Source organism: Psychrobacter sp. TWR1-1-1, from assembly GCF_049895865.1.
GTDB classification, from domain to species: Bacteria; Pseudomonadota; Gammaproteobacteria; order Pseudomonadales; family Moraxellaceae; genus Psychrobacter; species Psychrobacter immobilis_A.
In genome coordinates this window covers 153920-177925 of record NZ_JAFCTE010000004.1, presented here as the reverse complement: position 1 = coordinate 177925, position 24006 = coordinate 153920, and the positions used below count along the sequence as shown (strand labels likewise).

The window sequence follows — 24006 nt, the reverse complement described above, 5'->3', positions numbered from 1 at the left end:
ATGTAAGCATTACACACACAAAGAAAAGCCCCGAACCTAGGGCGATTGGTTCGGGGCTATGGCGCTTCATATTGTTGTTATTATTTCTTCCATGCTGACTCATCCTAAGTCATAAACAGTATCCTATAAGACAGCGGGCTGACCTGTGCTTTTATTGATACTGTCTCAACACTGCATCCATGCGTATCCTTGTGTTGATGCAGGTATTGTAGGATAATCAGTTTGATGCGACTAGAGGCTAAAGACCTTATTTAACGTAAGCATATGCTTACAGCCTCTTTTAACATTGCATCATACGATGGCTATAGTATTGGCAGGCTATCAACCCTAACTTCTCTGCTCTTCTGCATGTTCCTTTGAGACTTTTTCACCTTCTTTTTTACCTTCTACTATTTTATGATCGGTCTCTTTGATATCTTCCGCTTCTGCAGTAGGGGCATTTTGCGCTTGATTGCTCTCCTCTTCTGGTTCGTATTGTAAAGTCGTCATAACAGGGAAGTGATCCGAGCCTATCGACGGCATACGCCGAATATCTACCACCGTAAAACAAGCACTATGGAAGATGTGATCCAGCGCCCAACGTAAAAATGGATAACTGACATGAAACGTATTGATAAAATGTCGACCAATACGCGGATCCAACAATCCTGAGATACGTTGAAAGCGTCGAGTCGTCTTTGACCATGCTACATCATTGAGATCGCCTGCCAATATCGCCGTTTGCTTGTTTTCTTTGATGTGTTTGCCAACCATCAATAGCTCAGCATCGCGGGTGGTAGATTTATCCGCTTCCGTCGGACTCGGCGGCATGGGATGCAAGCAATACAACCAAATCACGCGACCACTTTGCAGGCGCAGTTGGGCATGAATAGAAGGTATGTCATCAATCATCAAGTACTTAACTTCAGGATCAATCAACTCAAGCTTAGAATAAAGATGCATCCCATATAGATTGTCTAGTGGCACTTTTACGGTGTAAGGATAATCAGCTTCGATTTGATGCAGCGCTTTTTCCCATTTGTCATCACTCTCTAGCGTAATTAAAATATCAGGCTGTCTTTGCTTCACCAAATCCACCAATTTTTGGGTGTCATCATTGGGCGTTAGTACGTTTGATACCATTATTTTTAGTTGATGCACCTGCCCTTCTGGCTTGTCTTTTGCCTTTTGAACTTCTTTTTTCCATAGCTTGGTATAAGGCAATACCATCCTGAGCTGAAAGGCTAATGTAATGCTTAAGACGGTAAATAACAGCCACTGTCCCAGCTGCCACTCTGACCAAAAAATCAGCATACCAATCCAAGCGATGACACCCAACACCATGATCTGAATACGCGGAAATTCAACACCGCGCACCCACCAATTATCCAGTGGTATCCAGCCCCAAATCGTCACAAATGCGATGAACCCTGCTAGCCACTGTATGCTGTAATATACTAGTGAGAGATCCATAGTATGTATTAGCCGTCTATTAAATGATGAATATCGCCATGGTTTTAACTGAACTGACGTTAGCTGTTTACTTTAGCATTTCAGAAGGTTATCGCCTACTGATGAGCATGGATTATTCGTTAACCGCTATAAAACATTACACTTTTAATTCGCCCACCATAACGAGTACTACGGACAAACTTTATTTTTAGAGCTATCTACTTGTAACAAGTGAGGCGTCGCCACTATCGCCATTAGGTTAATAACTTAAAGTTATACTGAACATCATTAATAGTGTATGAAAAACCAGTAAAAACGGCCAAAACGCCTTGCTTTTTATGGCTATTCACGGCATTGTTATCGGCTGGCAATGCAACAATTTATGGTAAAAAGGATTGAGTTTCATGAGTAATTTAACAGTAGGCTTGGTAGGCTGGCGCGGCATGGTCGGTTCAGTATTAATACAACGTATGACTGAGGAAAAAGACTTTGACGGTATTACACCCGTGTTTTTCTCAACCAGCAACGCAGGTGGTGATGCCCCAAGCCTTGATGGTATTCATACCGGCCAATTAAAAGATGCTCATGATATTGACGCGCTAGCAGCTTGTGATGTCATCATTACCTGCCAAGGCGGCGACTATACCTCGCAAGTCCATCAACCACTACGTGATAGTGGCTGGAATGGCTACTGGATTGATGCGGCAAGCACCTTGCGAATGGAAGATGACAGCATCATCATTCTCGATCCAGTCAATCGCGCCGTTATTGACAGCGCCCTAGCCAATGGTAAAAAAGACTTTATCGGTGGTAACTGTACCGTGTCATTGATGCTCATGGCGATTGGCGAGCTGTTTAATAAAGGCTGGGTAGAATGGGTCAGCGCCATGACTTATCAGGCCGCTAGTGGTTCTGGCGCTAACAACATGCGCGAATTAATCGCTGGCATGGGCGTGCTACACGATGCGGTCAAAGACGAATTGGCTGATCCTGCCAGCGCCATCCTTGAGATTGATAAAAAAATCGCTCAGACTCAGCGCTCAGATGACTTTCCTAAGCGATACTTTGGTGTGCCACTAGCAGGTAGCTTGATTCCTTATATCGATGTTCAGTTAGAAAACAAGCAATCCAAGGAAGAATGGAAAGGCGGCGTCGAGACCAATAAAATCCTTGGTAACGCAGAAGCTGATAAGATTGCTATCGATGGCATGTGTGTGCGCGTTGGCGCGATGCGCTGTCATGCGCAAGGCCTTACCATCAAGCTCAAAAAAGACATTCCGCTAGAAGAAATCGAAGCAGTACTTAAAAACAGCGGCAATGAATGGCTGGACTTGGTCGAAGACGACAAAGAAGCGACTATGAATCGTTTAACGCCAGTGGCAGTGACTGGTACATTGACAGTTGCACTAGGTCGCTTGCGTAAGCTCAATATGGGCCCTGAGTATCTAGGCGCATTTACCGTTGGTGATCAATTATTATGGGGCGCAGCCGAGCCGCTACGTCGTATGCTGAATATCATCCGTGAGCAAAAAGACTAAGTTTATTTTCTTAAAAAGTTAGTACAAAAAAGACAGCAAATGCTGTCTTTTTTTATGGGCGTACCACTTCCAAAAATTTGAATAGCACGGCAAACAAATGCAAGTCCTACTTATAACAAGCTCAGAAAATGTGACAACGCTCATCTTATACTTTGAGGCTAGTATTACTTTGGCTTGTAAGCAATCATCACTTCATTACGGCGCAAAAAAGGCAGCGTCCAAGGCGGATTATAACGTGCCAGTTCAGGCTCGCCCGTTATAGTCAAATTTTGGGTTTGCATCCAAGATTGTAGCTCTTCCGTTTTAGTCGCTACTTTTTTACTGCCTGCCAACCCTGAGAACTTAATCACACCGTACGTCTGTGCTGGCACCTCGGTAATCGTGATGTTTGGATTATTTGGCTTTGGCAGTGTTTGCATCGTGTATTTACTGGGCATAGTAAATTGTACACGCCACTTACCATCGTCTTGCTGCATGCTTACTGGTGCTGTCATCGCAATTTTTTGTGATTCACCATCACTCTTTTTGTTATTAGGCTGCATCGTAACGGGCGCAGTCATGCTAATTTTACTACTGCCGCCAGTTGCCGCTGTATTATTGCCAAATATATAGTCGGCTAACACTTTAAACCCTTCGCGACTGGCGGAGTCTTGGTCTCCACTTACCAACGTTTGCGCCACTAGCTGCTTATCGTAACGACGCAGCTCAAAGTCATCCATTTGCGACAACACTGTATAATTCGGCTCTTCGGTCGCCATAGCTGCTCCTGAGGTTAATAATGAACCACTTAATAATAAGTAGGTTGCCTTTTTCATATGATATCTCCAGCAGTTAAAACATCGCTTAGCAATGGTTACTGTCTCGCCATTATGATTTCTACTTTACCAACTACTCATAAGTACTGTCTGTGTCTTTTGGTTATGACAAAATACTATTAACCAAAAGACATATTTGTCAGATATATAAATACCTCATAAACATCCATGTCCAAAAAAACTGCTAACAATGCTATAATTATCACCATTTTCATAGCGTAAATAGCGATAATCATATGCAATTTGTCTTACATAAAACGGCCAGCGGTGACACGCGTGCGCGCCGTGGTACGGTTCATCTCAATCATGGCGACGTACAGACGCCAGCGTTTATGCCTGTTGGCACTTATGGTACGGTCAAGGGTATGCTGCCACGTGATATTGAAGCCATTGGTGCGGATATTATTTTGGGCAATACCTTTCATCTATGGTTACGTCCAGGTACCGAGGTGATCGATAAATTCGGCGGTTTGCATAAGTTCATGCATTGGGATAAGCCTATCCTGACTGATTCAGGTGGTTTCCAAGTATTCAGTCTGGGTGCCATGCGTAAAATCACCGAAGAAGGGGTCGACTTTAAATCTCCTATCGATGGTGCGAAAGTTTTTCTGTCGCCAGAAAAATCGATGCAGATTCAGTACAGCTTGAACTCAGACATCGTCATGCAATTTGATGAGTGTACGCCCTATCCTGCGACTCATGACGAAGCCAAAAAGTCGTTAGAGCTGTCATTACGTTGGGGACAGCGCTGTGTTGATGAGCACAAAAGACTGGGCAGCACCAACGCATTATTTGGCATTATTCAAGGCAGTATGTATCCAGATTTGCGTCAGCAATCACTTGAAGGCCTGCTCGATATCGGCTTTGATGGTTATGCCATCGGTGGTCTGTCGGTTGGTGAACCAAAAGATGAAATGATAGATGTCCTAGACTACCTCCCTGATGATATGCCAACAGATAAGCCACGCTATCTAATGGGCGTTGGTAAGCCTGAGGATTTAGTTGAAGGTGTACGTCGCGGTGTCGATATGTTCGACTGTGTGATGCCGACGCGTAACGCACGTAATGGTCACTACTTTGTGACAGGCGATGCAGACAATGCTGGTGTGGTACGTATCCGTAACAGCCAGTATCGCAATGACGAAGGTCCACTAGATCCTGAGTGCGACTGCTATACTTGCCAAAATTTTAGCCGTGCTTATCTTTACCATCTTAATAAGTGTAAAGAGATGCTGGGCGCTCAATTAGCGACTATCCATAACTTGCGCTATTATCAGCGTTTGATGCAAGGTATCCGTGATGCCATTGAACAAGACAAATTTGATGAGTTTGTCAGCGAATTTTATAACAAACGTGGACAAACAGTACCTGAGTTAAATCTACGCTAATCATATTTTTGCCATTGTCATAGCTATAAAAAGGGCTTAAGAATTATCTTAAGCCCTTTTTAGTGTGTTGCTTTTATTATTTCTAGTTAATCAGTACTAGCCCATTAACGAGGTTACAAATACCACGAGCACGGCAATTGGTGCTACAAACTTAGCAACGATTTGCCATAATTGCCATGCACCATTAGACAGACCAAGCTCTTGCTGAATACTGCGTTGATCCATTTGCCAACCAACGAAAATAATTGCAGCAAGACCCGTTAGCGGGAGAAGGAATTTACTGGTAATTTTATCCAATGCATCAAAGATACCATTACCCATGATAGTAAAGTCAGACCATAGGTTAAATGATAGTAGTGCCGCAACGCCTAATAGCCAAATCACTGTACTGGCAACGATGGTTGATACCGTACGACTCATCGGTGTACGTTCTTCTAAAAACTCAACGGTTGGCTCAAGCAATGAGATTGATGAGGTAATAGCAGCAAAAGTAATAAGTAAGAAGAACAATGTACCAATGATCGTCCCTGCGCCCATGCTACCAAAAGCGATCGGTAAGCTGACAAAGATAAGACCAGGACCCGAAGCAGGGTCTAAACCATTGCTAAAGATGATTGGGAAGATTGCTAGACCAGCAGCCAAAGCAATAACCGTATCTAAGATCACAACAGTACGGGCGGTTTTTAGTAAGTTCACTTCACGACCCAAATATGAGCCATAAGCAATCATAATACCCATACCAATAGATAGGGTGAAGAAGGCATGACCCAATGCTGCAAGCATCACATCCCCAGTCAACTTGCTAAGATCCGGTGTAAATAGATAAGCCACTGCTTCACCAAAACCACCGTTAATCACGTTATAACCAACGATGACGAACAAAATCACGCCTAGTAGTGGCATTAAGACTTTAGCCGTGGTTTCGATACCTTTGGTCACACCAATACCGACAATCAAAGCAGTAATAGCCATAAACACGGTATGCCAAATCGTCAATGTACCTGCTGAAGCCAACATAGCATCAAAGGTCGCAGCAATAGAATCACTGTCTTGACCAATAAAACTGCCTGTGCCTGCTTTAGTAATATAGTTGAGTGCCCAACCGCCAATCACACTATAAAACGATAGAATTAAGAAACCACCTAAAATACCTGACGCGCCAATGATGCCCCAACTACGCGACTTACCTTCACTTGCTGCAACATCCGCAAAAGTGTTGACTGGGTTCTTTTGCCCACGGCGACCAATCAGCCATTCAGCGACTAGAATCGGAAAACCTACCAGCGCGATACAGAATAAATAAGCGATAACGAAAGCTGAACCACCGCTTTCACCGACCATATAGGGAAACTTCCATATGTTTCCCAAACCAACTGCTGAACCAACCGCTGCCAATACGAAGCCAAAACTTGAGCTCCACTGTGCATGTTCTTGTTTATTAATAGCCATTTTTTCCGTCCTCGTGCTTCAATTAACATCACTGATAATCTTCCTTGATTATCATAAATAGCCATGAGAAATATCAGGCTATTCAATAAACACCTCAATGTGAGGCGTCCAGCAACATTAAGAAAGAATTGTTTACAATATCGTAAAGGCTCAGTTTCTGCTAAGCCACCAAAAAAGTCAAGCGCTCATAAACATAAAAAGCCATAACAATTGGTTATGGCTTCTGGTAATTTTATCTATAACTGACAAGAGTTTGGCTGATTACTGAATGCATACTATATATGATTTTCAGCAAAAGCCAATCGCCGTTCTAGCGCACCACACCACGGCGGCTTTTTTGTAGTGAATCAATGAGCAACTGGATTTTTGGCTCTTTTGGTAGCAACTCATTATTCAAAACCTCAAGCGCTTGCACGGTCGTCAGACCAGATCTAAAAATCATACGATAAGCTTGACGCAATACCTCAATTGTCTCTTTTGACCATCCTTTACGACGCATACCTTCCACATTGAGACCATGAGTCGTTGCTGGATTACCAGATACCATGGTAAAGGCGGCTACATCTTTTAGAATCAGACTTGCGCCCCCAATCAAGCTATAGTCATCAACCGTACAAAACTGATGAATACCTGAATTACCGCCAATGATCGTGTGATTACCAATAGTCACATGCCCTGCAACGCCAACATTGTTGGCCAATACATTATGATCGCCAATCACACAATCATGAGCCACATGAGTGTTCACCATCAGTAGATTATGGCTGCCTATTTTAGTGAGCTCACTATCTTGTGCAGTACCACGGTGTAAACTACAGGCTTCTCGAATGGTATTATGATCGCCAATCTCAAGCCAAGTACGCTCACCAGCATACTTTAAATCCTGAGGATCTTCGCCAATGCTCGCAAATTGATAAAACTCATTGTGTTGACCAATACGAGTCAATTTGGTAACAACTACATGGCGATGCAGAACCGTGTGAGCACCAATAGTGACCTCATCACCGACGATACAATACGGACCAATGATAGCAGTCTCATCAATTTGGGCGGACGGTGAGATGAGTGCTGTTGGATGGATCTGACTCATAATGTGGGCCTTTGTATGATCTGATGCGAGTAAATGGTAAAACAAATACAGCCAATTTAGTTTTATGAAAAAACCTAAGCATGGCTCTGCTGTTAAATGCGAGTGTCAATTATAATGCTTATGACCCGCTTTGACCTAATTCTTTAGATGCTTTGTTTAAAGAATTAGATCAGCTACGAGGCACAATGGCTATTGGTAGACGTTATTGTTCTTGGCGAGCAATCATTATTTGCGCACTGGCAGCTAACTCATCGTCAACATGTACAGTACAGTCAAATTTATAAATACCACGCTTCTGCATCACTGTTTTGGCACGAATAGTCAGCTGATCACCAGGAATCACTCGACGTTTAAAACGGACTTTATCAACACCTGCAAATAGATATAAATAACCATCTTCTGCAGTTAGACCAGCACTGATAAATCCGAGCACGCCTGAGACCTGAGCCATGCACTCAACCATAAGTACCCCTGGCATAATCGGCTCATCAGGAAAATGACCATTGAAAAACTCTTCATTGATAGTCACATTCTTAATACCCGTAATGCACTCACCAGGCGTACAATCAATAATCTTATCTACTAAAAGAAAAGGATAACGGTGTGGCAAATAATGCTTTAACGTATGATAAGTTAATGGCAGCGTAAGACCTTGCTCAGCTAAGCTTTTCATTTCTTTATCATTCAAAATATCGATATCGGTGCTGCTCATAATGGTGCTTCCTTGCTATGTTTCAAATCGCTATGATTTTACTGTGTTTGTATATATGCATTGATATTTTCGCTAATCACGCCCAAGCTGACGGAAGCGTACAGCTGCCCGTCGCCAGTTAGCGGTCGGCATAGCAGCCGTTCCAGAGGAGTATGAACCAGCGGTTTTGATAGATTTGGTTACCATGGTCATCCCAGATAAAGTGACATCATCTGTAATCTCAATATGACCTGTGATACCGACCGCACCGCCAATAATACAGCGCTTGCCGATACTAGTGCTGCCCGCGATACCCGTTTGAGCCGCGATGGCCGTGCCATCGCCGATACGCACGTTATGAGCAACTTGTACCAAATTATCAATAATAACGTGATTGCCAATAACCGTATCATCAATGGCACCTCGGTCAATGCAAGTTTGACTACCAATTCGCACATGGTTGCCAATTACGACCCGTCCTAACTGAGCGATACGCTCCCAGCCAGTGGTACTAGGATCTTTGGTTGGTGCAAAACCAAAGCCTTCTGCACCCACACTGACACCCGCGTGTAACCTTACATGATCACCAATGACACAATCATGCCCGATCACCACTTGTGATTTAATAACGCCATCAGTACCAATAGTCGTATTTTCTTCGATCACCACATGCGCCGCAAGTGAGCTACGCGCACCAATTTGCACATAATCGGCTATCACACAAAAAGGCCCAATATTCACCTGCTCACCAATGACCGCACTATCAGCAATCACAGCGCTAGGATGAATACCACCAGACAGTGACTCACGAGCAAACAACTGGCTAGCACCAGCATAAGCTAAGTATGGGCTTGCGACGACTAACGCTATCGCTGTGGCGGGCACTTGGTCGCGATATTCTCCAGTAACCAATACAGCCCCTGCCTCGCTAATAGCCAGACTAGAAATATAATGAGGATCGGCCAAAAAGCTTAACTGATTATGACCAGCCGTGGTCAAACTACCAATACTGCTGAATTTTTGACGTAACTGTTCAGCGCTGATTTCAGCCTTATTGGTGATGGGCTGACGCTGCTCAATCCGAGTGATAAGTTGCTCAATCGTTATCATAGTGACTATTAATATAAATATTATTATGAATAAGACAATCGCCAAGCTGAACAATCACCTTGGCGATCTACTAATATCTAACAGATGCTGCGTTCATGTAAGTAACTGCTATGGTTAATGACATGAACGCAAACAATCATGCTACGTTAGAACGTATTACCAATCTGGAACTGAACTTTTTCAGTTTCATCGCCTTCTTTATCACCAATAGGTACAGCATAACTTAATGAAATTGGACCAATTGGCGTATACCAGGTTATACCTGCACCCGCACTAAAGCGCATACTATTGTCTTGCGTCAACAGTGGTACGCCCGTATCAGTACCGTCATTAGGATTGATAAAAGTACGATCTTCCTTATCAGTCGTATCAAATACTTGACCACCTTCGGCAAACAATACTGGACGCACTTGATCTGCCCAATCACCCTTAAACGGCATTGGCAAAATTAGCTCACTACCGAAGCTGACTAGCGCATTACCACCGATGTCTTCGTCTTTGTAACGCACATCATCATTTATGGCATCATAATACGTTTGTGATTTTGGCCCAAGGGTTGAGGCCTCATAACCACGTACAGAGCCATAGCCCCCAGCATAAAAGTTTTCATAAAACGGCAAATCATTACCATAGCCAAGCTTAGTATAACCGCGTGCTACCCAGTCTTTGTAGAAGGGATAATAGATGTTGCCGCTATAAACAAGTTTTTGATAGTTGGTATCACCCAAGCCAATGGTGGCATCGACCGTATGGCTCATACCTTTGGTCGGGAACACTGGACGATCTAAGGTGCTATAGTCCCAGCCGAATAGTAGGTTATAAGTATTGTAGTCATTTTTAAAGCCTGTGCGTCCAGAAGCCTGATTTTCATCATTGACAAAGTTCTCAAACGTACCGCCATCATCAATAATTTGCTGAACGTTTGATACACCCAAGAAGCGACCACCACGTACTGAAGTGTTATCAACATTCAAACCGGCACTAACACGTTTGGTTTCGTCAACAGGATAACTATAGTTCAGCGTAGCACCATAAGAATCGGTGACATAGTTACTAACGTTTCTATCATCGTATTTCGTTTCACGATAATAGGCACTAAGACCTTGTGAGACGCCGTTTTCGGTAAAGTACGGATCGGTATAACCCAAGCTATAAGAATCACGGGTTTCTGAGCGTGATAGTGCCGCTTTCACACGGTTACCTGTACCCATAAAGTTGTTTTGTGTTAGATCTAACTGGAAAGTCACACCGCCGCTTTGCGAGTAACCCGCGGCAATCGTTGAGCTACCAGAAGGCTGCTCTTCAACCGTATAATTGATGTCTACTTGGTCTGGTTGGTTCGGTACTGGTTTTACATCAACGTTGACGGCTTTAAAGAAGCCTGTACGCATCAGACGTGTCCGTGACAACTGGATTTTGTCACTAGTTGCCAACGCGCCTTCTAGTTGACGCATTTCACGGCGCAGTACTTCGTCTTGAGTTTTGATGTTACCAGTAAAGTTAATACGACGAACGTAAATGGGACGTGCAGGGTCGATGAAATAATCGATATCCACTACTTTGGTCTCGTCATTGATACGTGGTACTGGTCTCACCTGCGCCAAATAATAGCCTTCATTACCGTAACGACTCTTAAGTGCCGCGGTGGTTTCATCGAGCTTGGCTTGGGAGTATTTTTCATTGGGTGCAAAAGTCACCAACTCTGTTAGTTCATTATTCTCAAAAGTCGGCTTACCTAAGAAATTCACTTCGCCAAACTGATATTGTTCGCCTTCGCTTAGACTCACTTCGATAAACACACTGCTCTTATCTTCACTGATGTTAAGCACCGCATTATCTACTGCAAAACGCACATAACCATCGTTTTGGTAAAGCGCTTTTAAATTCTCTAAACTGGCAGCCAGTTTTTCTTTGGCATAACGATCAGACTTTGACAGCAGACGTGTCCACGAAGACTCTTTTACCGCAAAAACGTCTTTGATTTCTTCATCACTAAAGTGTTTATTGCCAATGATATTAATATCGACCACTTTGGCAGGTTTGCCTTCGACAAAACGCACGTCGAGCTTGACGCGATTGCCATCAAGTAACGTTTGATCAACCTCGATATTGCTGTTGTAATAGCCTTGGCTGATATATTGTTGCTGTAGCTCGTTGGCGACGCCTTGTAGCGTGGCTTGTTTCAGCACATTGCCGGCAGACAGACCAGCATTGTCTAGCCCTTGCTCTAACCCTTCTTTTGGAATGAGCTTATTGCCCTCAAAATTGACTTCAGCAATCGTGGGGCGCTCAACGACATCAAACCGTAGCTGTCCACCTTCGATACGGCTTTGAATATCAGCAAAATTTTCGGTCGCATAAAGCGCCTTAATACTGGCTGCTAAACTACTGTCATTTACCGTATCCCCTACCGAAATAGGTAGAACCGGATAGAGGCTATCGGGGGTTAAACGTTGCAAACCATTGAAACCGATGTCAGTGACTACAAATTCTGCAGCCTGTACTGGCATACTCATCATCGCTACAACTAACGGCAACCCTGCCGCGCTCATAAATAAAGGCGTACGCATAAACACTATCCGTCAATAAAAAACTTGCTTAAGTTAAGTTAAAAAGCCCATATTGTCTAGCGCATTTCGCATGAAATTTAAGCACATACGCAGCAGACTCAGAACACTTTATATAAAATGCATCACAAAATAAACTAAAAATTACGATTAGTACAGAGGCCATGATACAGAGCATGCTACCTATCATGGTCATAATCATCCCATAATAGGCGTAAAACCATTAGTATCTCGTGCCTTATCGATCATATTAGCGATTCGCTGGTCAAAACAGCCGACTAATATCATTACCAATTGCTAACACCATGAAACCTGCCAGCAAGAGTAAGCCGATATTTAGTCCAATCATTTGCACCCCTTCCGAGAGTGGCTTACCGCGAATCAATTCAATAAGATAATACACAATATGACCGCCATCCAATACAGGAATGGGTAAAAGATTGAGTACAGCAAGGCTCAAACTAATCAAAGCCGCCGTCGATAACACCATCTGCCAACTGATATCAAAACTCTGTTTGGCCACTTTAGCGATGGTAATCGGCCCTGACAAATTGTCCAAACCAATCATGCCAGACAGCATCTTGCCCATCGAGCTAACCGTCATCACTGCGAGCTGTTCAGTTTTCTCAAATGATTTCACCAATGACTCACCAGGGCCATAGACTACAGTGGTCTTGTAAGCGTCAGGAATAACAATTTCGGACTGTGCCACCATAGCACCAATTTGCCCATAATCGTTACCCAAATTGTCTTTTTTGCCTTGCGGCATAATCTGAAGCTGTACGGTTTTACCATCACGCAATACTGTGAAGTTAAGCAAAGTTTCAGGACTGTCGCGGATGATACGAGTGGCACTGAGCCAATCTTTAATTGGTTGATCATTGATAGCAACAATACGATCGCCTACTTTTAGTCCTTGGCGACTGGCGGCACCATCAGGGGTCAAATCACCTACTATCGGTGCAATATCTGGTTGCCATGGCAGCATGCCAAAGCTGGTCAACGCATCTTTACCTTGCGCGCTGCCTTGCATAAACTGAGTTACGGGCGCTTGATAAGTTTTGATCGCATTATCAGCTTGTGTCTCTGATTGCAGAGTAATACTGACATTGTCCGTCTCGCCCATTCGTCCAGCAAGCCGATAGTTGATGCCTTCCCACGTTTGTACCTCATGCCCATCAATCGCAACGATTTTGTCGCCAACTGGCAACTGTGCCATAGCAGCAGGCGTCTCGGGTAATATCTGCCCAATCTTCGTCGCCAGCTGCTCTGATGGTGTCATAAACAACACCCAAAACAGCGCAATAGCAATGATAAAGTTCATAATAGGACCAGCGGCAACAATCGCAATCTTTTTTAGTGGATGCTGACGATTAAACGCCAAATGTTGCTCAGCTTTTGCTACCTCGCCTTCGCGCTCATCGAGCATTTTGACATAACCACCAAGTGGCAAAGCAGAAATGCGATAATCAATACCGCTTTTTTTGCTCGTCCAGCCAAAGAGTTTGGGACCAAACCCGATAGAATAGGTCAAGACTTTAACGCCGCAAAGACGAGCGACGATATAGTGTCCCCATTCATGTAAGGCAATAAGCGGACCTAAGACAAATATTGCCGCAAGGAGCGTTAATAAAAACGTCATGATCTTTTCTCAGTATGGTTTCTCAGCATTCTTTCTTAGCATTCTTTCTTAGCATCTTTTATTAACGACGCAGTTGTTGATACACTTACACCAACTTTGCCACAAGTTTGTCCGTCAGGTGACGTGCTATTTTATCAATTGCTAGTATATCTTCTATGTCAGCCGTTTCATTTAACGGTGGCAGCTGTATGTCATTCAAAGCCTGCTCGTTGATATCAGCAATATCGGTCAGGCGAATTTTTCCAGCCAAAAACGCCGCCACGGCAATTTCATTCGCTGCATTTAAGACAATCGTCGCTTGTGTGCCCGCTTGCATCGCCTGTCTTGCCAAACGCAAACAGGCAAATTTTTGCAAGTCAGGCTCAATAAACTCTAAGCTGCTGAGCGCAAATAAGTCTAACGGCTGTGAGCCGCTATCGATACGATCAGGGTAACTGAGCGCATGGGCAATGGGCGTTTTCATATCGGGACTGCCGAGCTGCGCCAAAAAGCTACCATCGCTATATTCTACCATTGAGTGAATGATACTTTGTGGATGAATCACCACATTTATCTTATTTTCAGGCAAATCAAACAAATGACAAGCTTCAATCAGCTCAAGCCCTTTATTCATCATCGTTGCTGAATCGACGGATATCTTTTGACCCATTGACCAATTTGGATGTTTGACCGCTTCAGCGACGCTCGCTTGCTGCATCTGCGCAAACGATTTTTGCAAAAACGGTCCACCAGAGGCCGTTAACCATAACTTGCGCACGCCGTGGTTTGGCTGATGAATTTGAGTATTGTCCTGCTGAATAGCCAGTGGTAAACACTGAAAAATAGCATTGTGCTCAGAATCAAGCGGCAGCAAAGTAGCGTTATGCATTTTGACCGCATTAATCATCACTTGCCCTGCCATCACCAGCGCTTCTTTATTGGCTAGTAAAATACGCTTACCTGCACGAGCAGCGGCTAAAGTAGAAGGCAGACCAGCTGCGCCTACGATCGCAGCGACAACGGTATCCGTCTGCGAATCAGTGGCAATATCAACCAGCCCTGCTTCGCCGCCTACCACATCGATGTCAAGACCTGCCGCACGGAGTCGCTGGGCAAAATCATCGACTGCGGCGGTCGGTACGCTCACGCGCTTTGGCAAAAACTGCTGGCAAAGTGCAAACAGTTTGTCTAAACGGTGATAGCCTGACAGAGCGTAGACCGTGTAAAGCTGTGGTTGCGCCGCTAATATTGCTAACGTGCTATCGCCAATCGAACCTGTCGCGCCTAGTACGGCGATGCGTTGCGTCATAACCATCGGTGCCTGTAAATAATACTCTAAAAAATTAAATAAGAAATCGATAAAACGTTTGATAAATAAGAGATAGACAATATCCAGTGTATTGACTAGTCACTCATCTTAACTACTATAATTAGGGCGTATCATCGTCTATGAATTATTTTTTCAGTCCTAAACCACTATCAAACCTAACTGCTGTATCGCCCAAAAACCAAGCGCAAATATCGGTGTGGCAGAGAGCAGTGAGTCGATACGGTCAAGCACGCCGCCATGCCCCGGTAAAATCGTTCCTGAATCTTTGACATCAGCGCGGCGCTTAAGCATCGACTCAAATAAATCGCCAAGTACCGAGGCTAAAATAGTCAAGGCTGATAATGCTACAAATGCGACTAACGGCACACCCGTCAATTGCAACTTAAATACACTGATGGCAATGACCACGAGCAGACCAGTGACCAAGCCACCAGCCAGCCCTTCCATACTTTTATTGGGTGAGACGTTCGGTGCCATTTTGCGGCGACCAAGCTTACGCCCCACAAAATAAGCGCCACTATCTGCGCACCAGACCAAAAGGAACACATAGAGCAACCACCATGCTGACAGTTGCCACAAATAAAACATCGCCGTAATCGATGCGGTCAATATCACCGCACCCATCAATGCCAGTTTTTTGCCATACCAATTGGTATGAGTCGGGAACACTCGCACCCAAGACAGCGCCATTAGCCATATAGCCAGTGAAGCCACCCACCAAAACAGCCATGTGACTTTAAACATGAGTGATACTAGGGTCAACACCAAAACCAATAGCACAAACAGCGCAGGATGACGCCACTTAGGCATCAGCTTAGTCCATTCGTGAGCGGCAATAATGACGCCAATCGCTAACAGCGGTGCAAATAAAATAGGGGTTTGGCTCGCAAACATTGCAATACCAACGATAATAACGAGAACAACTGCCGTCTTAATTCGTTGCCACATACTTATTGAGCCTTATAATAATGAAAAACGCATGGTCAAAACGTGCATTATAGCAGCTAATCTACAATAGCCCACTAATAGCAGTTGACGCTTATTAACGCGGTTTATTATTTCACAAACAAGCAATATTAACTACTTATAGGATAACCGCTTTGTAAGAGCTTTTTCCTTTACAAAATAACAGGCAAATGCTTAACACCATTAACGACTTGCTTGCTCTATCACTATCTGCTCACTGGTTTTGCCAAAACGGCGCTGCCGCTGAGCGAACTCTTTTACCATTGCTGCCAACTCATCGGCTGCAAAATTCGGCCATAATGTCTGGGTAAAGAATAGCTCAGCATAGGCTGACTGCCACAATAAAAAGTTAGAAATTCGGTATTCACCGCCTGTGCGTATCAGCATATCTACTGCTGGTGCATCTGCTAATTGCACATAGTTGCCGAGCAATTCTTTGTTAATATCATCAGCACATAACTGACCAGCCTCTACTTGCTGCGCCAGCTGTTTTGCCGCATGGGCAATATCCCATTGCCCACCATAACTGATAGCGATGACTAGAGTCATGGCTTTAAAGTCTGCTGTTTTTGCTTCAGCGTCCGCCATCAATGCTTGCAAATCATCACTCAGCTGACTGCGGTCACCAATAAAACGTAGACGAATACGATACTCATTCATGCGTGGTATTTGCTCATGAATGGTGGAGGTTAACAGTTGCATAAGTAGTGCTACCTCACTGGGCGGGCGTTGCCAATTCTCACTAGAAAATGCAAATACCGTTAATACTTCGATACCCGTATTGACGCAATACTCGACGATAGGATCGAGTGCATCTTTGCCAGCCACATGCCCTTGGCCTTTGCCCAAATCATTGGCTTTACCATAACGATTATTGCCATCCATGATGATAGCGATATGGCGTGGAAGAAGATCAGGAGCCAAAACGGCTGAAGTGGACATAGGCGAAAGTGCTTATTGTTAAGGTAAAATAATAATAACGGCTGCGATAACGATTAGAAAGCGTCATAACCATAATTCACAAACTTATCATAAACCCGTCTATGGGCGTGATTTAGTTTGCAAGATAACGCTTATAAAATACAGTTTACAAATCTGAGCAAGCCTATTACCGTATCCGATTGATATAATATTGACGCTATTATCGGTACCGTCTACACAATAATAAGCAGCCAATAGTACTGACAGATTGGCTGCTTATTATAAGGATATGACATAACGGATTTTTGTCTTACATGATCGAAAAAACCAGTGCTTTACACGTCCATCAAGTCAGTTTCTTTTTTGCTCAAACGTTTATCGATGGTTTCGATATACTTGTCAGTGATTTTTTGAATGTCATCACTCGCGCGGCGCTCGTCGTCTTCTGAGATCTCTTTTTCTTTGGCCAATTCTTTGATGTCATTCATCATGTCACGGCGAATATTACGGATAGAAACACGGCTACTTTCTGCTTCTCCACGCGCAAGCTTTTGCATGTCGCGGCGTGTCTCTTCTGTCAATGCAGGCATTGGCACACGAATCACATCGGCGGTCACTGGGTTGAGACCCAAATCTGCTTCGCGAATGGCCTTGTCGATTGCTTGTACCATGGTACGGTCAAAAGGCTGAACCATGAGCGTACGTGAGTCTTCAACGTTGACACTCGCCACTTGATTCAGAGGTGTAGGCGACCCGTAGTAGCTAACCATCACGCCTGACAACATACCCGGATGTGCGCGCCCTGTACGGACTTTGCTAAAAGTGCTCTCAAGCGCTTCCAGTGTTTTTTGCATACGCGCTTCGCCGTCTTGCTTAATCTCTTTGATCATTAGATATCCTTATTTATCGCTGTCGATAAATCATTCATTTGTTAGTAAATATACGGGTGTTCATTACTAATTATTAGCGCTGGTAGTTATTAACGACTGGTCTAATTTTAATAACTGGTATTCTCGTATTAATATTTAGAGCGTTCAGAGCGTTTAGAGTATTCAGGCAAATCAGTGATAAACGCGTGTGCCTTCATTTTCGCCCATGATGACGTTTAATAACGCATTAGGCTTGGTCATATCAAACACTTGTAGCGGCACGTTGTGCTCACGGCATAAGGCAATGGCAGTTAAATCCATCACGCCAAGTTTTTGTTCTAATACTTCATCAAAAGTTAAACCATCATATTTAACTGCATCGTCATGTAAGCTTGGGTCTTTGTCATAAACGCCATCAACTTTGGTGGCTTTTAGAATTAAGCCCGCTTCGATCTCAATACCACGTAAGCAAGCTGCCGTATCAGTGGTAAAGAAAGGATTGCCCGTACCAGCAACAAAGATACATACTTCGCCATTTTTGAGATAGCGAATGGCATTGCGACTGCTATAGCTTTCGGTCACTTCACCGATTGGCAAAGCTGACATCAAGCGAGTTTTAATATTGCGGCGCTCAAGCGCATCACGCATCGCCAGACCGTTCATAACGGTTGCTAACATACCCATTTGATCACCAGTCACACGGCCGACTAAGCCTTCTTGTTGTAACTGCGCGCCGCGATATAAGTTACCGCCGCCGACCACGATACCGACTTGAACACCAAGACCACGCAAATGGGCGATAGACAAGCTCATCTTATCGAGCACTTCGCTATCAATCCCCATCTCTTTGCCACCAGCTAAGGCTTCACCAGAGAGTTTCAGCAAGATACGAGAGTAACGCGGGTTTTTGTCAGACATGAGGTCACCTTGTTAGCATTAAATTATAATTAAAATGAGCGGTAAAACACAAATAGAGTTTGCCTTCGAATTTACTCGAAGTATCATCAATGAGGTACTATATAAGAAACACCGCAACTAATGACAAACGGGTAAAAAGGCTAAATTGCGCTAATTGTAGCAAAAACTGCCCGCGATTGGGCAATTTTCACTCGTATATTGTAGTGACTAATCAGCTACAGTGACTGCTTAGCCTTTGTAACTGGCAAACAAATCATATTCGCTAGCGTCGTCAATCGTAACCGTTAGGAATTGTCCGACTTTAACTTGAGCGGTAATCTCATCAACGTAGACGTGACCGTCAATCTCTGGTGCATCGGCATAGCTACGACAAATAGCAACGCCCTCTTCACTATCAATTTCGTCGACCAATACCATCAAGGTTTTACCGACTTTCTCTTGTAGCTTTTGCGCTGAGATGCCTTGTTGCAGCGTCATCAAACGCTCATAGCGTTCTTGCTTAATCTCTTCTGGCACATGATTTGGCAGGTCATTAGCCGCTGCGCCTTCGACTTCTGAGTAAGTAAACGCACCAACGCGATCAAGGCGAGCTTCTACTAACCAATCAAGCAAGCATTGAAAATCTTCTTCTGTCTCGCCAGGGAAGCCCACCACAAAGGTTGAGCGAATGACGATATCAGGGCAAATCTCACGCCATGCATGGATACGTGCCAAGGTATTTTCGCTATGCGCTGGGCGTTTCATCGCTTTTAGGATGCGATGGCTGGCATGTTGAAACGGAATATCGAGATAAGGCAGTAGCTTTTTCTCGCCCATTAGCTCAACCACTTTATCGACATGCGGATATGGATAGACATAATGCAAGCGCACCCAAATGCCTAAATCATTTAAGGCTTGGCACAAGTCATAAAACTTCGACTTCAACGGCATGCCATTCCAAAAACTGGTCTTATATTTCAAATCCAGTCCATAAGCAGAGGTATCTTGTGAAATAATAAGCAATTCTTTCACGCCAGCATTTTTCAGCGCCAACGCTTCATTCATCACACTGTCAATCGGACGTGAAACCAAGTCTCCACGTAAGCTTGGAATGATGCAGAAAGTACAACGATGGTTGCAACCTTCTGATATTTTTAGATAAGCATAATGGCTTGGCGTCAATTTAATACCCGCCTCATTAATCAAATCTATCTTTGGATCATAACTAGCGTCCTGACTGCGGTCAGGCTTGGGCACATGCAGCGAAACGGCTCTAATAACCTCATCATAAGCATGAGCGCCAGTTACTGCCAATACAGCGGGATGCATTTCACGGATTTTATCTGCTTCTTTACCCAAGCAACCAGTAACGATTACTTTACCGTTTTTGCTAATCGCTTCGCCGATGGCATCTAGCGACTCTTGTACTGCTGACTCAATAAAACCGCAAGTATTAACGACAACTAAATCTGCACCTTCGTAATCACTCGCCACTTGATAACCATCACGGCTAAGCTCAGTGATAATGCGCTCACTATCGACCAAGGCTTTTGGGCAACCTAGTGACACAAATCCAATTTTTGGCGCTGCACTAACTGGCATCGTAGCAGTCGCATTGGCAGTCGTTACATCACTACTTTGGGCTACACTACGGTTTTGATTGTGATTGGCTTTATGATGGTAAGGTTGGTTAGTATTTGCTTGACTGACATCTGCCTGATTGTCTTGTGCTATATTTGGTTTGGCAGGATTAAAAACGGTGGCCGTGTCTTTTAACATAGAATCTGTTGGCGTAGAAGTTGACGGTGAGGTAGTAACAGTCGTATTAACCGACTCGGTAGAAGTGTTGGGCATGGCTGACCTTGCTAGAGATAAATTGGCTGTGCGCATTGTACGTTTTTTTTGCAAAAATCGCCAGTTTTGCCGCTCTATAGTGTTGATTTATGGTTAAATATTATATCGCGTCTTCTTTTATTGTAGGCAATAGCCATGACAACCCATTTGACAACTGTAAAACCGACACCTGACTTAGCATTCATGTCACAGCATTTGTTCACCGCTATTTTATGGATCAATGATGATTTATCGATCACTTGGCTAAATGCCCAAGCCGAACAACTACTCGCTATTAGTAGTGGGCGCTTACTGGGTCAGTCTATATTGACCCTGCTTGCATCCGAAACATCCAAAGCATTGAAATCAGCCGATAGCAATCATGACAGTGACAACCATGTAACTTTCGATAAAAGTAGTGGTGAAGATACTCATGAACAAACTTGCTCTTTGAAAGAGCGATTTCAGCAAGCAAAGCAGTATCAACAACCCTTTATCGATCATGATCACCTTATCAGCACACCGCTAAATGGTAATTTATCATTCTCAGTTGATTATAGCGTGACCCCTGTCATTTATGAGCAGCAACCTTATTTTATTATTGAGATGTGGGGTAAGGATCGCCAAAGTCGTATATCAGAGGAGCAACGCCAACAGCAGCAATATAATGTTGCCCGTCATATGCTGCGCTCGGTCGCTCATGAAATCAAAAATCCGCTTGCTGGTATTCGCGGGGCGGCGCAATTATTACAGCGGCAATTCATCAAATTCAGTGACGCCTCGCCTCTTAATAGTGCTCCTCCTGCTATTCTTGGCACAAATCCTATGATAAACCCGAATAGCCATCTGCAAAAAACGGCTGAAAAACTGCGCAATTATACTGATATCATCATTTCAGAAACGGACCGTCTAACCCATCTTATTGGGAAATTCCTTGGCTCCAATCAATTACCAAATTGGCAAACGCTAAATATCCATGAGCCACTGGAGCATGTTCTATCTTTGGTCGTCAATCAATATCCGCAAGTGACGCTACAGCGCGATTATGATTTGTCATTGCCTGAGTTATGCGCTGATAAAGATCAGCTGATACAAGTGTTTTTAAATCTGATTAATAATGCCTGCGAATCGATGACTGAGTTTGAGCAAACGCTGCAGCAAAGAGAGTTGTCAGAGCCTAAGGCGCAACAACCTGTCACTTCACAAATGAGCAATAACGACAGCGCCAGTTATAAGCCAACGCTGCACATTCAAACCCGCATTGCCTTTCAACATACCATTGCTGGGCAACAGCACAAGCAAGTGCTACAAATCAATATTGCCGATAACGGTTCAGGCATTGATCCGGCATTGATCGGACAGATATTTTTCCCAATGGTGACCAGCCGTGCCGCAGGGACGGGGCTAGGATTGTCTATCGTGCAAGATATCATCAGTCATCACCATGGTATGATTGACGTGAGCTCCCAACAATCAAAAAACCTTAACGACAGCCTTAAAAATGACCATAACAATCAACACACCAGTTTTACGCTGTACTTGCCTTTCAATCAGCCAGCGCACCATGCTTAAAACAGCCAGTGCCCAAGGCTTAGAAACCATGACCTAACTTATGAAACAATCACCCTGAATCACTTGCTTATTAGGCCTGATAAATGACTGCATATAATGACCACGCCACATCTAACAGCGACAATCAAGGCTCTGCCCAAACATCAGACAATCAAGAGTCTGATAACCGAGAACCTGATAACCAAGCTACAAAAGTAACGGTCAATAATGCACCTAATACTAATCCTGCAACGTTATGGCTCATCGATGACGATGCAGCATTACGTTTGGTGTTGGCAGATACTTTTGAAGACGCAGGATTAACGGTTATCAGCTTTACTCAAGCACAAGCGGCGTGGACACGCCTCAACGATATTTTGCAACAGCAGGAATCAGCCGCTCAGTTGCCTGACGTGATATTGACCGATATTCGTATGCCCATGATGGATGGTTTGTCTTTTAGTGATTGGGTACATGAGCATTTCCCTAAGCTGCCCATTGTCATTATGACGGCGCATTCCGACCTCACCTCTGCTATTAATAGCTATCAAACAGGTGCTTTTGAATATCTGCCAAAACCTTTTGACTTAGATGATGCAGTCGTCACGATTTATAAAGCCATTAATTATCAACCCAATATGTTGGCAGCGGCGGTAGCAAACTCAACAGCTACACCTACTCCGAAGACAATTACCAAAAATCCATCAAATACTTTACCCAATATGCAGGTAAAACCCAATACCAGATCCAAGCTTGCTAGCAAAGCTACTCTGATCAGCCAAACCAATAAAACATCCAGCCCTAAAATCAAAGTTAAACCTGTTATCAGCGCTAATGACAATCCGAGCGGCATCATTGGGCAATCACAAGCGATGCAGACGGTGTTTCGTGCCATTGGCAGACTGGCACACTCACCCATTACTGTCTTGATTACTGGTGAATCAGGCACGGGTAAAGAATTGGTCGCCAGTGCGTTGCACCAGCATTCACCGCGTCACCAGCAGCCTTTTATTGCCCTTAATATGGCCGCCATTCCACATGATTTGATTGAATCTGAATTATTCGGTCACGAAAAAGGGGCGTTTACTGGTGCGACGACGACGCGACAAGGACGTTTTGAACAAGCGGATGGTGGGACATTGTTTTTAGATGAAATTGGCGATATGCCTTATAGCACCCAAACTCGGCTGCTACGAGTACTCGCCAATGGTGAGTTTTTTCGCGTCGGTGGACAGCAGCCGGTCAAAGTGAATGTACGCATCATTGCCGCTACTCATCAAAACTTAGAAGAACTGGTCAAACAAGGCAAATTCCGTGAAGATCTGTTTTATCGCCTCAATGTAATTCGCTTGCCGTTGCCGCCATTACGGACACGACCTGAAGACATTCCAGCATTAGCCCATTACTTTATGCAGCGGGCTGCTGAACAGATGAACAGTGCAGAGAAACAGTTACATCCGACAGCACTACATATCATGCAGGCTTTTGAGTGGCGCGGCAATGTCCGCCAACTTGAGAATGTTTGCCTTTGGTTGACCGTAATGGCCACAGGCGACACCGTGATGGTGGATGATTTGCCACCAGAGCTGCTTGAAAATATCTCGTCTGATTTAGAAGAATATCAAGAGCAAAGTCAGCCTTCACAAGCTATGACTCACAATGACCAAATACGCCCTCATTCCCACAGTTCAAGTTGGCAACAAGCATTGGCTGCTTGGGCTGAGCAATCGCTACAAACAGGAGAAACCGATATCTTGCAGACGGCAACTCCTGAGTTTGAACGCGTTTTATTGACGGCGGCGCTCAACCATAGTGGTGGCAAAAAGATCGCTGCTGCTAATTTACTCGGTTGGGGGCGCAATACCCTGACACGTAAATTACAGCAATTAGATATTTCTTCAGAAGAAGGACAAAATAATCGTTATTAAAGGCACAAATT

General features: G+C 44.1%; 18 protein-coding genes. 4 read left to right on the top strand and 14 right to left on the bottom strand.

The features are described 5' to 3' along the window. Nucleotides 1-327 precede the first annotated feature (327 nt). Nucleotides 328-1452 (bottom strand): endonuclease/exonuclease/phosphatase family protein, encoded by a 1125-nt coding sequence (locus tag ACP69U_RS06000; RefSeq protein WP_426138110.1) that lies wholly within the window; start codon nucleotides 1450-1452, stop codon nucleotides 328-330. 383 nt (nucleotides 1453-1835) lie between these two features. On the opposite strand from ACP69U_RS06000, the gene asd reads away from it, so the two are divergent. After that, on the top strand, nucleotides 1836-2969 hold the full coding sequence (gene asd / locus ACP69U_RS05995; RefSeq protein ID WP_426138109.1) for an aspartate-semialdehyde dehydrogenase: 1134 nt from the start codon (nucleotides 1836-1838) through the stop codon (nucleotides 2967-2969). Nucleotides 2970-3133: 164 nt separating this feature from the next. Here the strand turns inward: asd and ACP69U_RS05990 are convergent, their stop codons facing one another. Further along, nucleotides 3134-3784, bottom strand: coding sequence for an SOUL family heme-binding protein (locus tag ACP69U_RS05990; protein WP_426138108.1), 651 nt, complete (start codon nucleotides 3782-3784; stop codon nucleotides 3134-3136). A gap of 236 nt (nucleotides 3785-4020) precedes the next feature. Between ACP69U_RS05990 and tgt the strand changes: the two genes are divergently transcribed. Further along, nucleotides 4021-5172, top strand: a complete 1152-nt coding sequence (gene tgt, locus ACP69U_RS05985; protein ID WP_426138107.1) for a tRNA guanosine(34) transglycosylase Tgt — start codon at nucleotides 4021-4023, stop codon at nucleotides 5170-5172. 96 nt (nucleotides 5173-5268) lie between these two features. Here the strand turns inward: tgt and ACP69U_RS05980 are convergent, their stop codons facing one another. From ACP69U_RS05980 to rimO, 12 genes are all read right to left on the bottom strand, one after another. Beyond that, nucleotides 5269-6621, bottom strand: coding sequence for a sodium-dependent transporter (locus tag ACP69U_RS05980; protein ID WP_087814621.1), 1353 nt, complete (start codon nucleotides 6619-6621; stop codon nucleotides 5269-5271). A gap of 310 nt (nucleotides 6622-6931) precedes the next feature. Beyond that, nucleotides 6932-7711 carry an acyl-ACP--UDP-N-acetylglucosamine O-acyltransferase gene (lpxA, locus tag ACP69U_RS05975; protein ID WP_060490688.1) on the bottom strand — a complete coding sequence of 260 codons (780 nt, stop codon included), beginning with the start codon at nucleotides 7709-7711 and terminating at the stop codon, nucleotides 6932-6934. A gap of 202 nt (nucleotides 7712-7913) precedes the next feature. Continuing rightward, a complete protein-coding gene (fabZ, locus tag ACP69U_RS05970; RefSeq protein WP_045444990.1) occupies nucleotides 7914-8423 on the bottom strand; it encodes a 3-hydroxyacyl-ACP dehydratase FabZ in 510 nt (169 codons plus the stop codon). A gap of 72 nt (nucleotides 8424-8495) precedes the next feature. Beyond that, entirely contained in the window at nucleotides 8496-9512 is a 1017-nt protein-coding gene (gene lpxD, locus ACP69U_RS05965) for a UDP-3-O-(3-hydroxymyristoyl)glucosamine N-acyltransferase (RefSeq protein WP_426138106.1), read from the bottom strand. Between the two features lie 146 nt (nucleotides 9513-9658). Further along, nucleotides 9659-12082: an outer membrane protein assembly factor BamA gene (gene bamA / locus ACP69U_RS05960; RefSeq protein WP_201559873.1), complete on the bottom strand. Its 2424-nt coding sequence runs from the start codon at nucleotides 12080-12082 to the stop codon at nucleotides 9659-9661. 262 nt (nucleotides 12083-12344) lie between these two features. Beyond that, nucleotides 12345-13721 (bottom strand): RIP metalloprotease RseP, encoded by a 1377-nt coding sequence (gene rseP / locus ACP69U_RS05955; protein ID WP_426138105.1) that lies wholly within the window; start codon nucleotides 13719-13721, stop codon nucleotides 12345-12347. A gap of 85 nt (nucleotides 13722-13806) precedes the next feature. Continuing rightward, entirely contained in the window at nucleotides 13807-15015 is a 1209-nt protein-coding gene (gene ispC, locus ACP69U_RS05950) for a 1-deoxy-D-xylulose-5-phosphate reductoisomerase (RefSeq protein WP_426138104.1), read from the bottom strand. Nucleotides 15016-15168: 153 nt separating this feature from the next. Beyond that, nucleotides 15169-15978 carry a phosphatidate cytidylyltransferase gene (locus ACP69U_RS05945; RefSeq protein WP_045451791.1) on the bottom strand — a complete coding sequence of 270 codons (810 nt, stop codon included), beginning with the start codon at nucleotides 15976-15978 and terminating at the stop codon, nucleotides 15169-15171. Between the two features lie 201 nt (nucleotides 15979-16179). Continuing rightward, nucleotides 16180-16938 carry a polyprenyl diphosphate synthase gene (gene uppS, locus ACP69U_RS05940; RefSeq protein WP_426138103.1) on the bottom strand — a complete coding sequence of 253 codons (759 nt, stop codon included), beginning with the start codon at nucleotides 16936-16938 and terminating at the stop codon, nucleotides 16180-16182. Nucleotides 16939-17252: 314 nt separating this feature from the next. Continuing rightward, on the bottom strand, nucleotides 17253-17807 hold the full coding sequence (frr, locus tag ACP69U_RS05935; protein WP_045451790.1) for a ribosome recycling factor: 555 nt from the start codon (nucleotides 17805-17807) through the stop codon (nucleotides 17253-17255). Nucleotides 17808-17978: 171 nt separating this feature from the next. After that, nucleotides 17979-18704 carry a UMP kinase gene (gene pyrH / locus ACP69U_RS05930; RefSeq protein ID WP_045444979.1) on the bottom strand — a complete coding sequence of 242 codons (726 nt, stop codon included), beginning with the start codon at nucleotides 18702-18704 and terminating at the stop codon, nucleotides 17979-17981. Between the two features lie 228 nt (nucleotides 18705-18932). Beyond that, nucleotides 18933-20537, bottom strand: a complete 1605-nt coding sequence (rimO, locus tag ACP69U_RS05925; RefSeq protein ID WP_426138102.1) for a 30S ribosomal protein S12 methylthiotransferase RimO — start codon at nucleotides 20535-20537, stop codon at nucleotides 18933-18935. Between the two features lie 135 nt (nucleotides 20538-20672). On the opposite strand from rimO, the gene ACP69U_RS05920 reads away from it, so the two are divergent. Next, nucleotides 20673-22088 (top strand): two-component system sensor histidine kinase NtrB, encoded by a 1416-nt coding sequence (locus ACP69U_RS05920; protein ID WP_426138101.1) that lies wholly within the window; start codon nucleotides 20673-20675, stop codon nucleotides 22086-22088. An 83-nt stretch (nucleotides 22089-22171) separates the two neighbouring features. After that, nucleotides 22172-23995: a sigma 54-interacting transcriptional regulator gene (locus ACP69U_RS05915; RefSeq protein ID WP_426138100.1), complete on the top strand. Its 1824-nt coding sequence runs from the start codon at nucleotides 22172-22174 to the stop codon at nucleotides 23993-23995. Nucleotides 23996-24006: the final 11 nt, after the last annotated feature.

Bases quoted from the DNA above. Each gene is read 5' to 3' on its own strand.
- ACP69U_RS06000 (WP_426138110.1), bottom strand. From the start codon at position 1,452: ATGGATCTCTCACTAGTATATTACAGCATACAGTGGCTAGCAGGGTTC.
- asd (WP_426138109.1), top strand. From the start codon at position 1,836: ATGAGTAATTTAACAGTAGGCTTGGTAGGCTGGCGCGGCATGGTCGGT.
- ACP69U_RS05990 (WP_426138108.1), bottom strand. From the start codon at position 3,784: ATGAAAAAGGCAACCTACTTATTATTAAGTGGTTCATTATTAACCTCA.
- tgt (WP_426138107.1), top strand. From the start codon at position 4,021: ATGCAATTTGTCTTACATAAAACGGCCAGCGGTGACACGCGTGCGCGC.
- ACP69U_RS05980 (WP_087814621.1), bottom strand. From the start codon at position 6,621: ATGGCTATTAATAAACAAGAACATGCACAGTGGAGCTCAAGTTTTGGC.
- lpxA (WP_060490688.1), bottom strand. From the start codon at position 7,711: ATGAGTCAGATCCATCCAACAGCACTCATCTCACCGTCCGCCCAAATT.
- fabZ (WP_045444990.1), bottom strand. From the start codon at position 8,423: ATGAGCAGCACCGATATCGATATTTTGAATGATAAAGAAATGAAAAGC.
- lpxD (WP_426138106.1), bottom strand. From the start codon at position 9,512: ATGATAACGATTGAGCAACTTATCACTCGGATTGAGCAGCGTCAGCCC.
- bamA (WP_201559873.1), bottom strand. From the start codon at position 12,082: ATGCGTACGCCTTTATTTATGAGCGCGGCAGGGTTGCCGTTAGTTGTA.
- rseP (WP_426138105.1), bottom strand. From the start codon at position 13,721: ATGACGTTTTTATTAACGCTCCTTGCGGCAATATTTGTCTTAGGTCCG.
- ispC (WP_426138104.1), bottom strand. From the start codon at position 15,015: ATGGTTATGACGCAACGCATCGCCGTACTAGGCGCGACAGGTTCGATT.
- ACP69U_RS05945 (WP_045451791.1), bottom strand. From the start codon at position 15,978: ATGTGGCAACGAATTAAGACGGCAGTTGTTCTCGTTATTATCGTTGGT.
- uppS (WP_426138103.1), bottom strand. From the start codon at position 16,938: ATGTCCACTTCAGCCGTTTTGGCTCCTGATCTTCTTCCACGCCATATC.
- frr (WP_045451790.1), bottom strand. From the start codon at position 17,807: ATGATCAAAGAGATTAAGCAAGACGGCGAAGCGCGTATGCAAAAAACA.
- pyrH (WP_045444979.1), bottom strand. From the start codon at position 18,704: ATGTCTGACAAAAACCCGCGTTACTCTCGTATCTTGCTGAAACTCTCT.
- rimO (WP_426138102.1), bottom strand. From the start codon at position 20,537: ATGCCCAACACTTCTACCGAGTCGGTTAATACGACTGTTACTACCTCA.
- ACP69U_RS05920 (WP_426138101.1), top strand. From the start codon at position 20,673: ATGACAACCCATTTGACAACTGTAAAACCGACACCTGACTTAGCATTC.
- ACP69U_RS05915 (WP_426138100.1), top strand. From the start codon at position 22,172: ATGACTGCATATAATGACCACGCCACATCTAACAGCGACAATCAAGGC.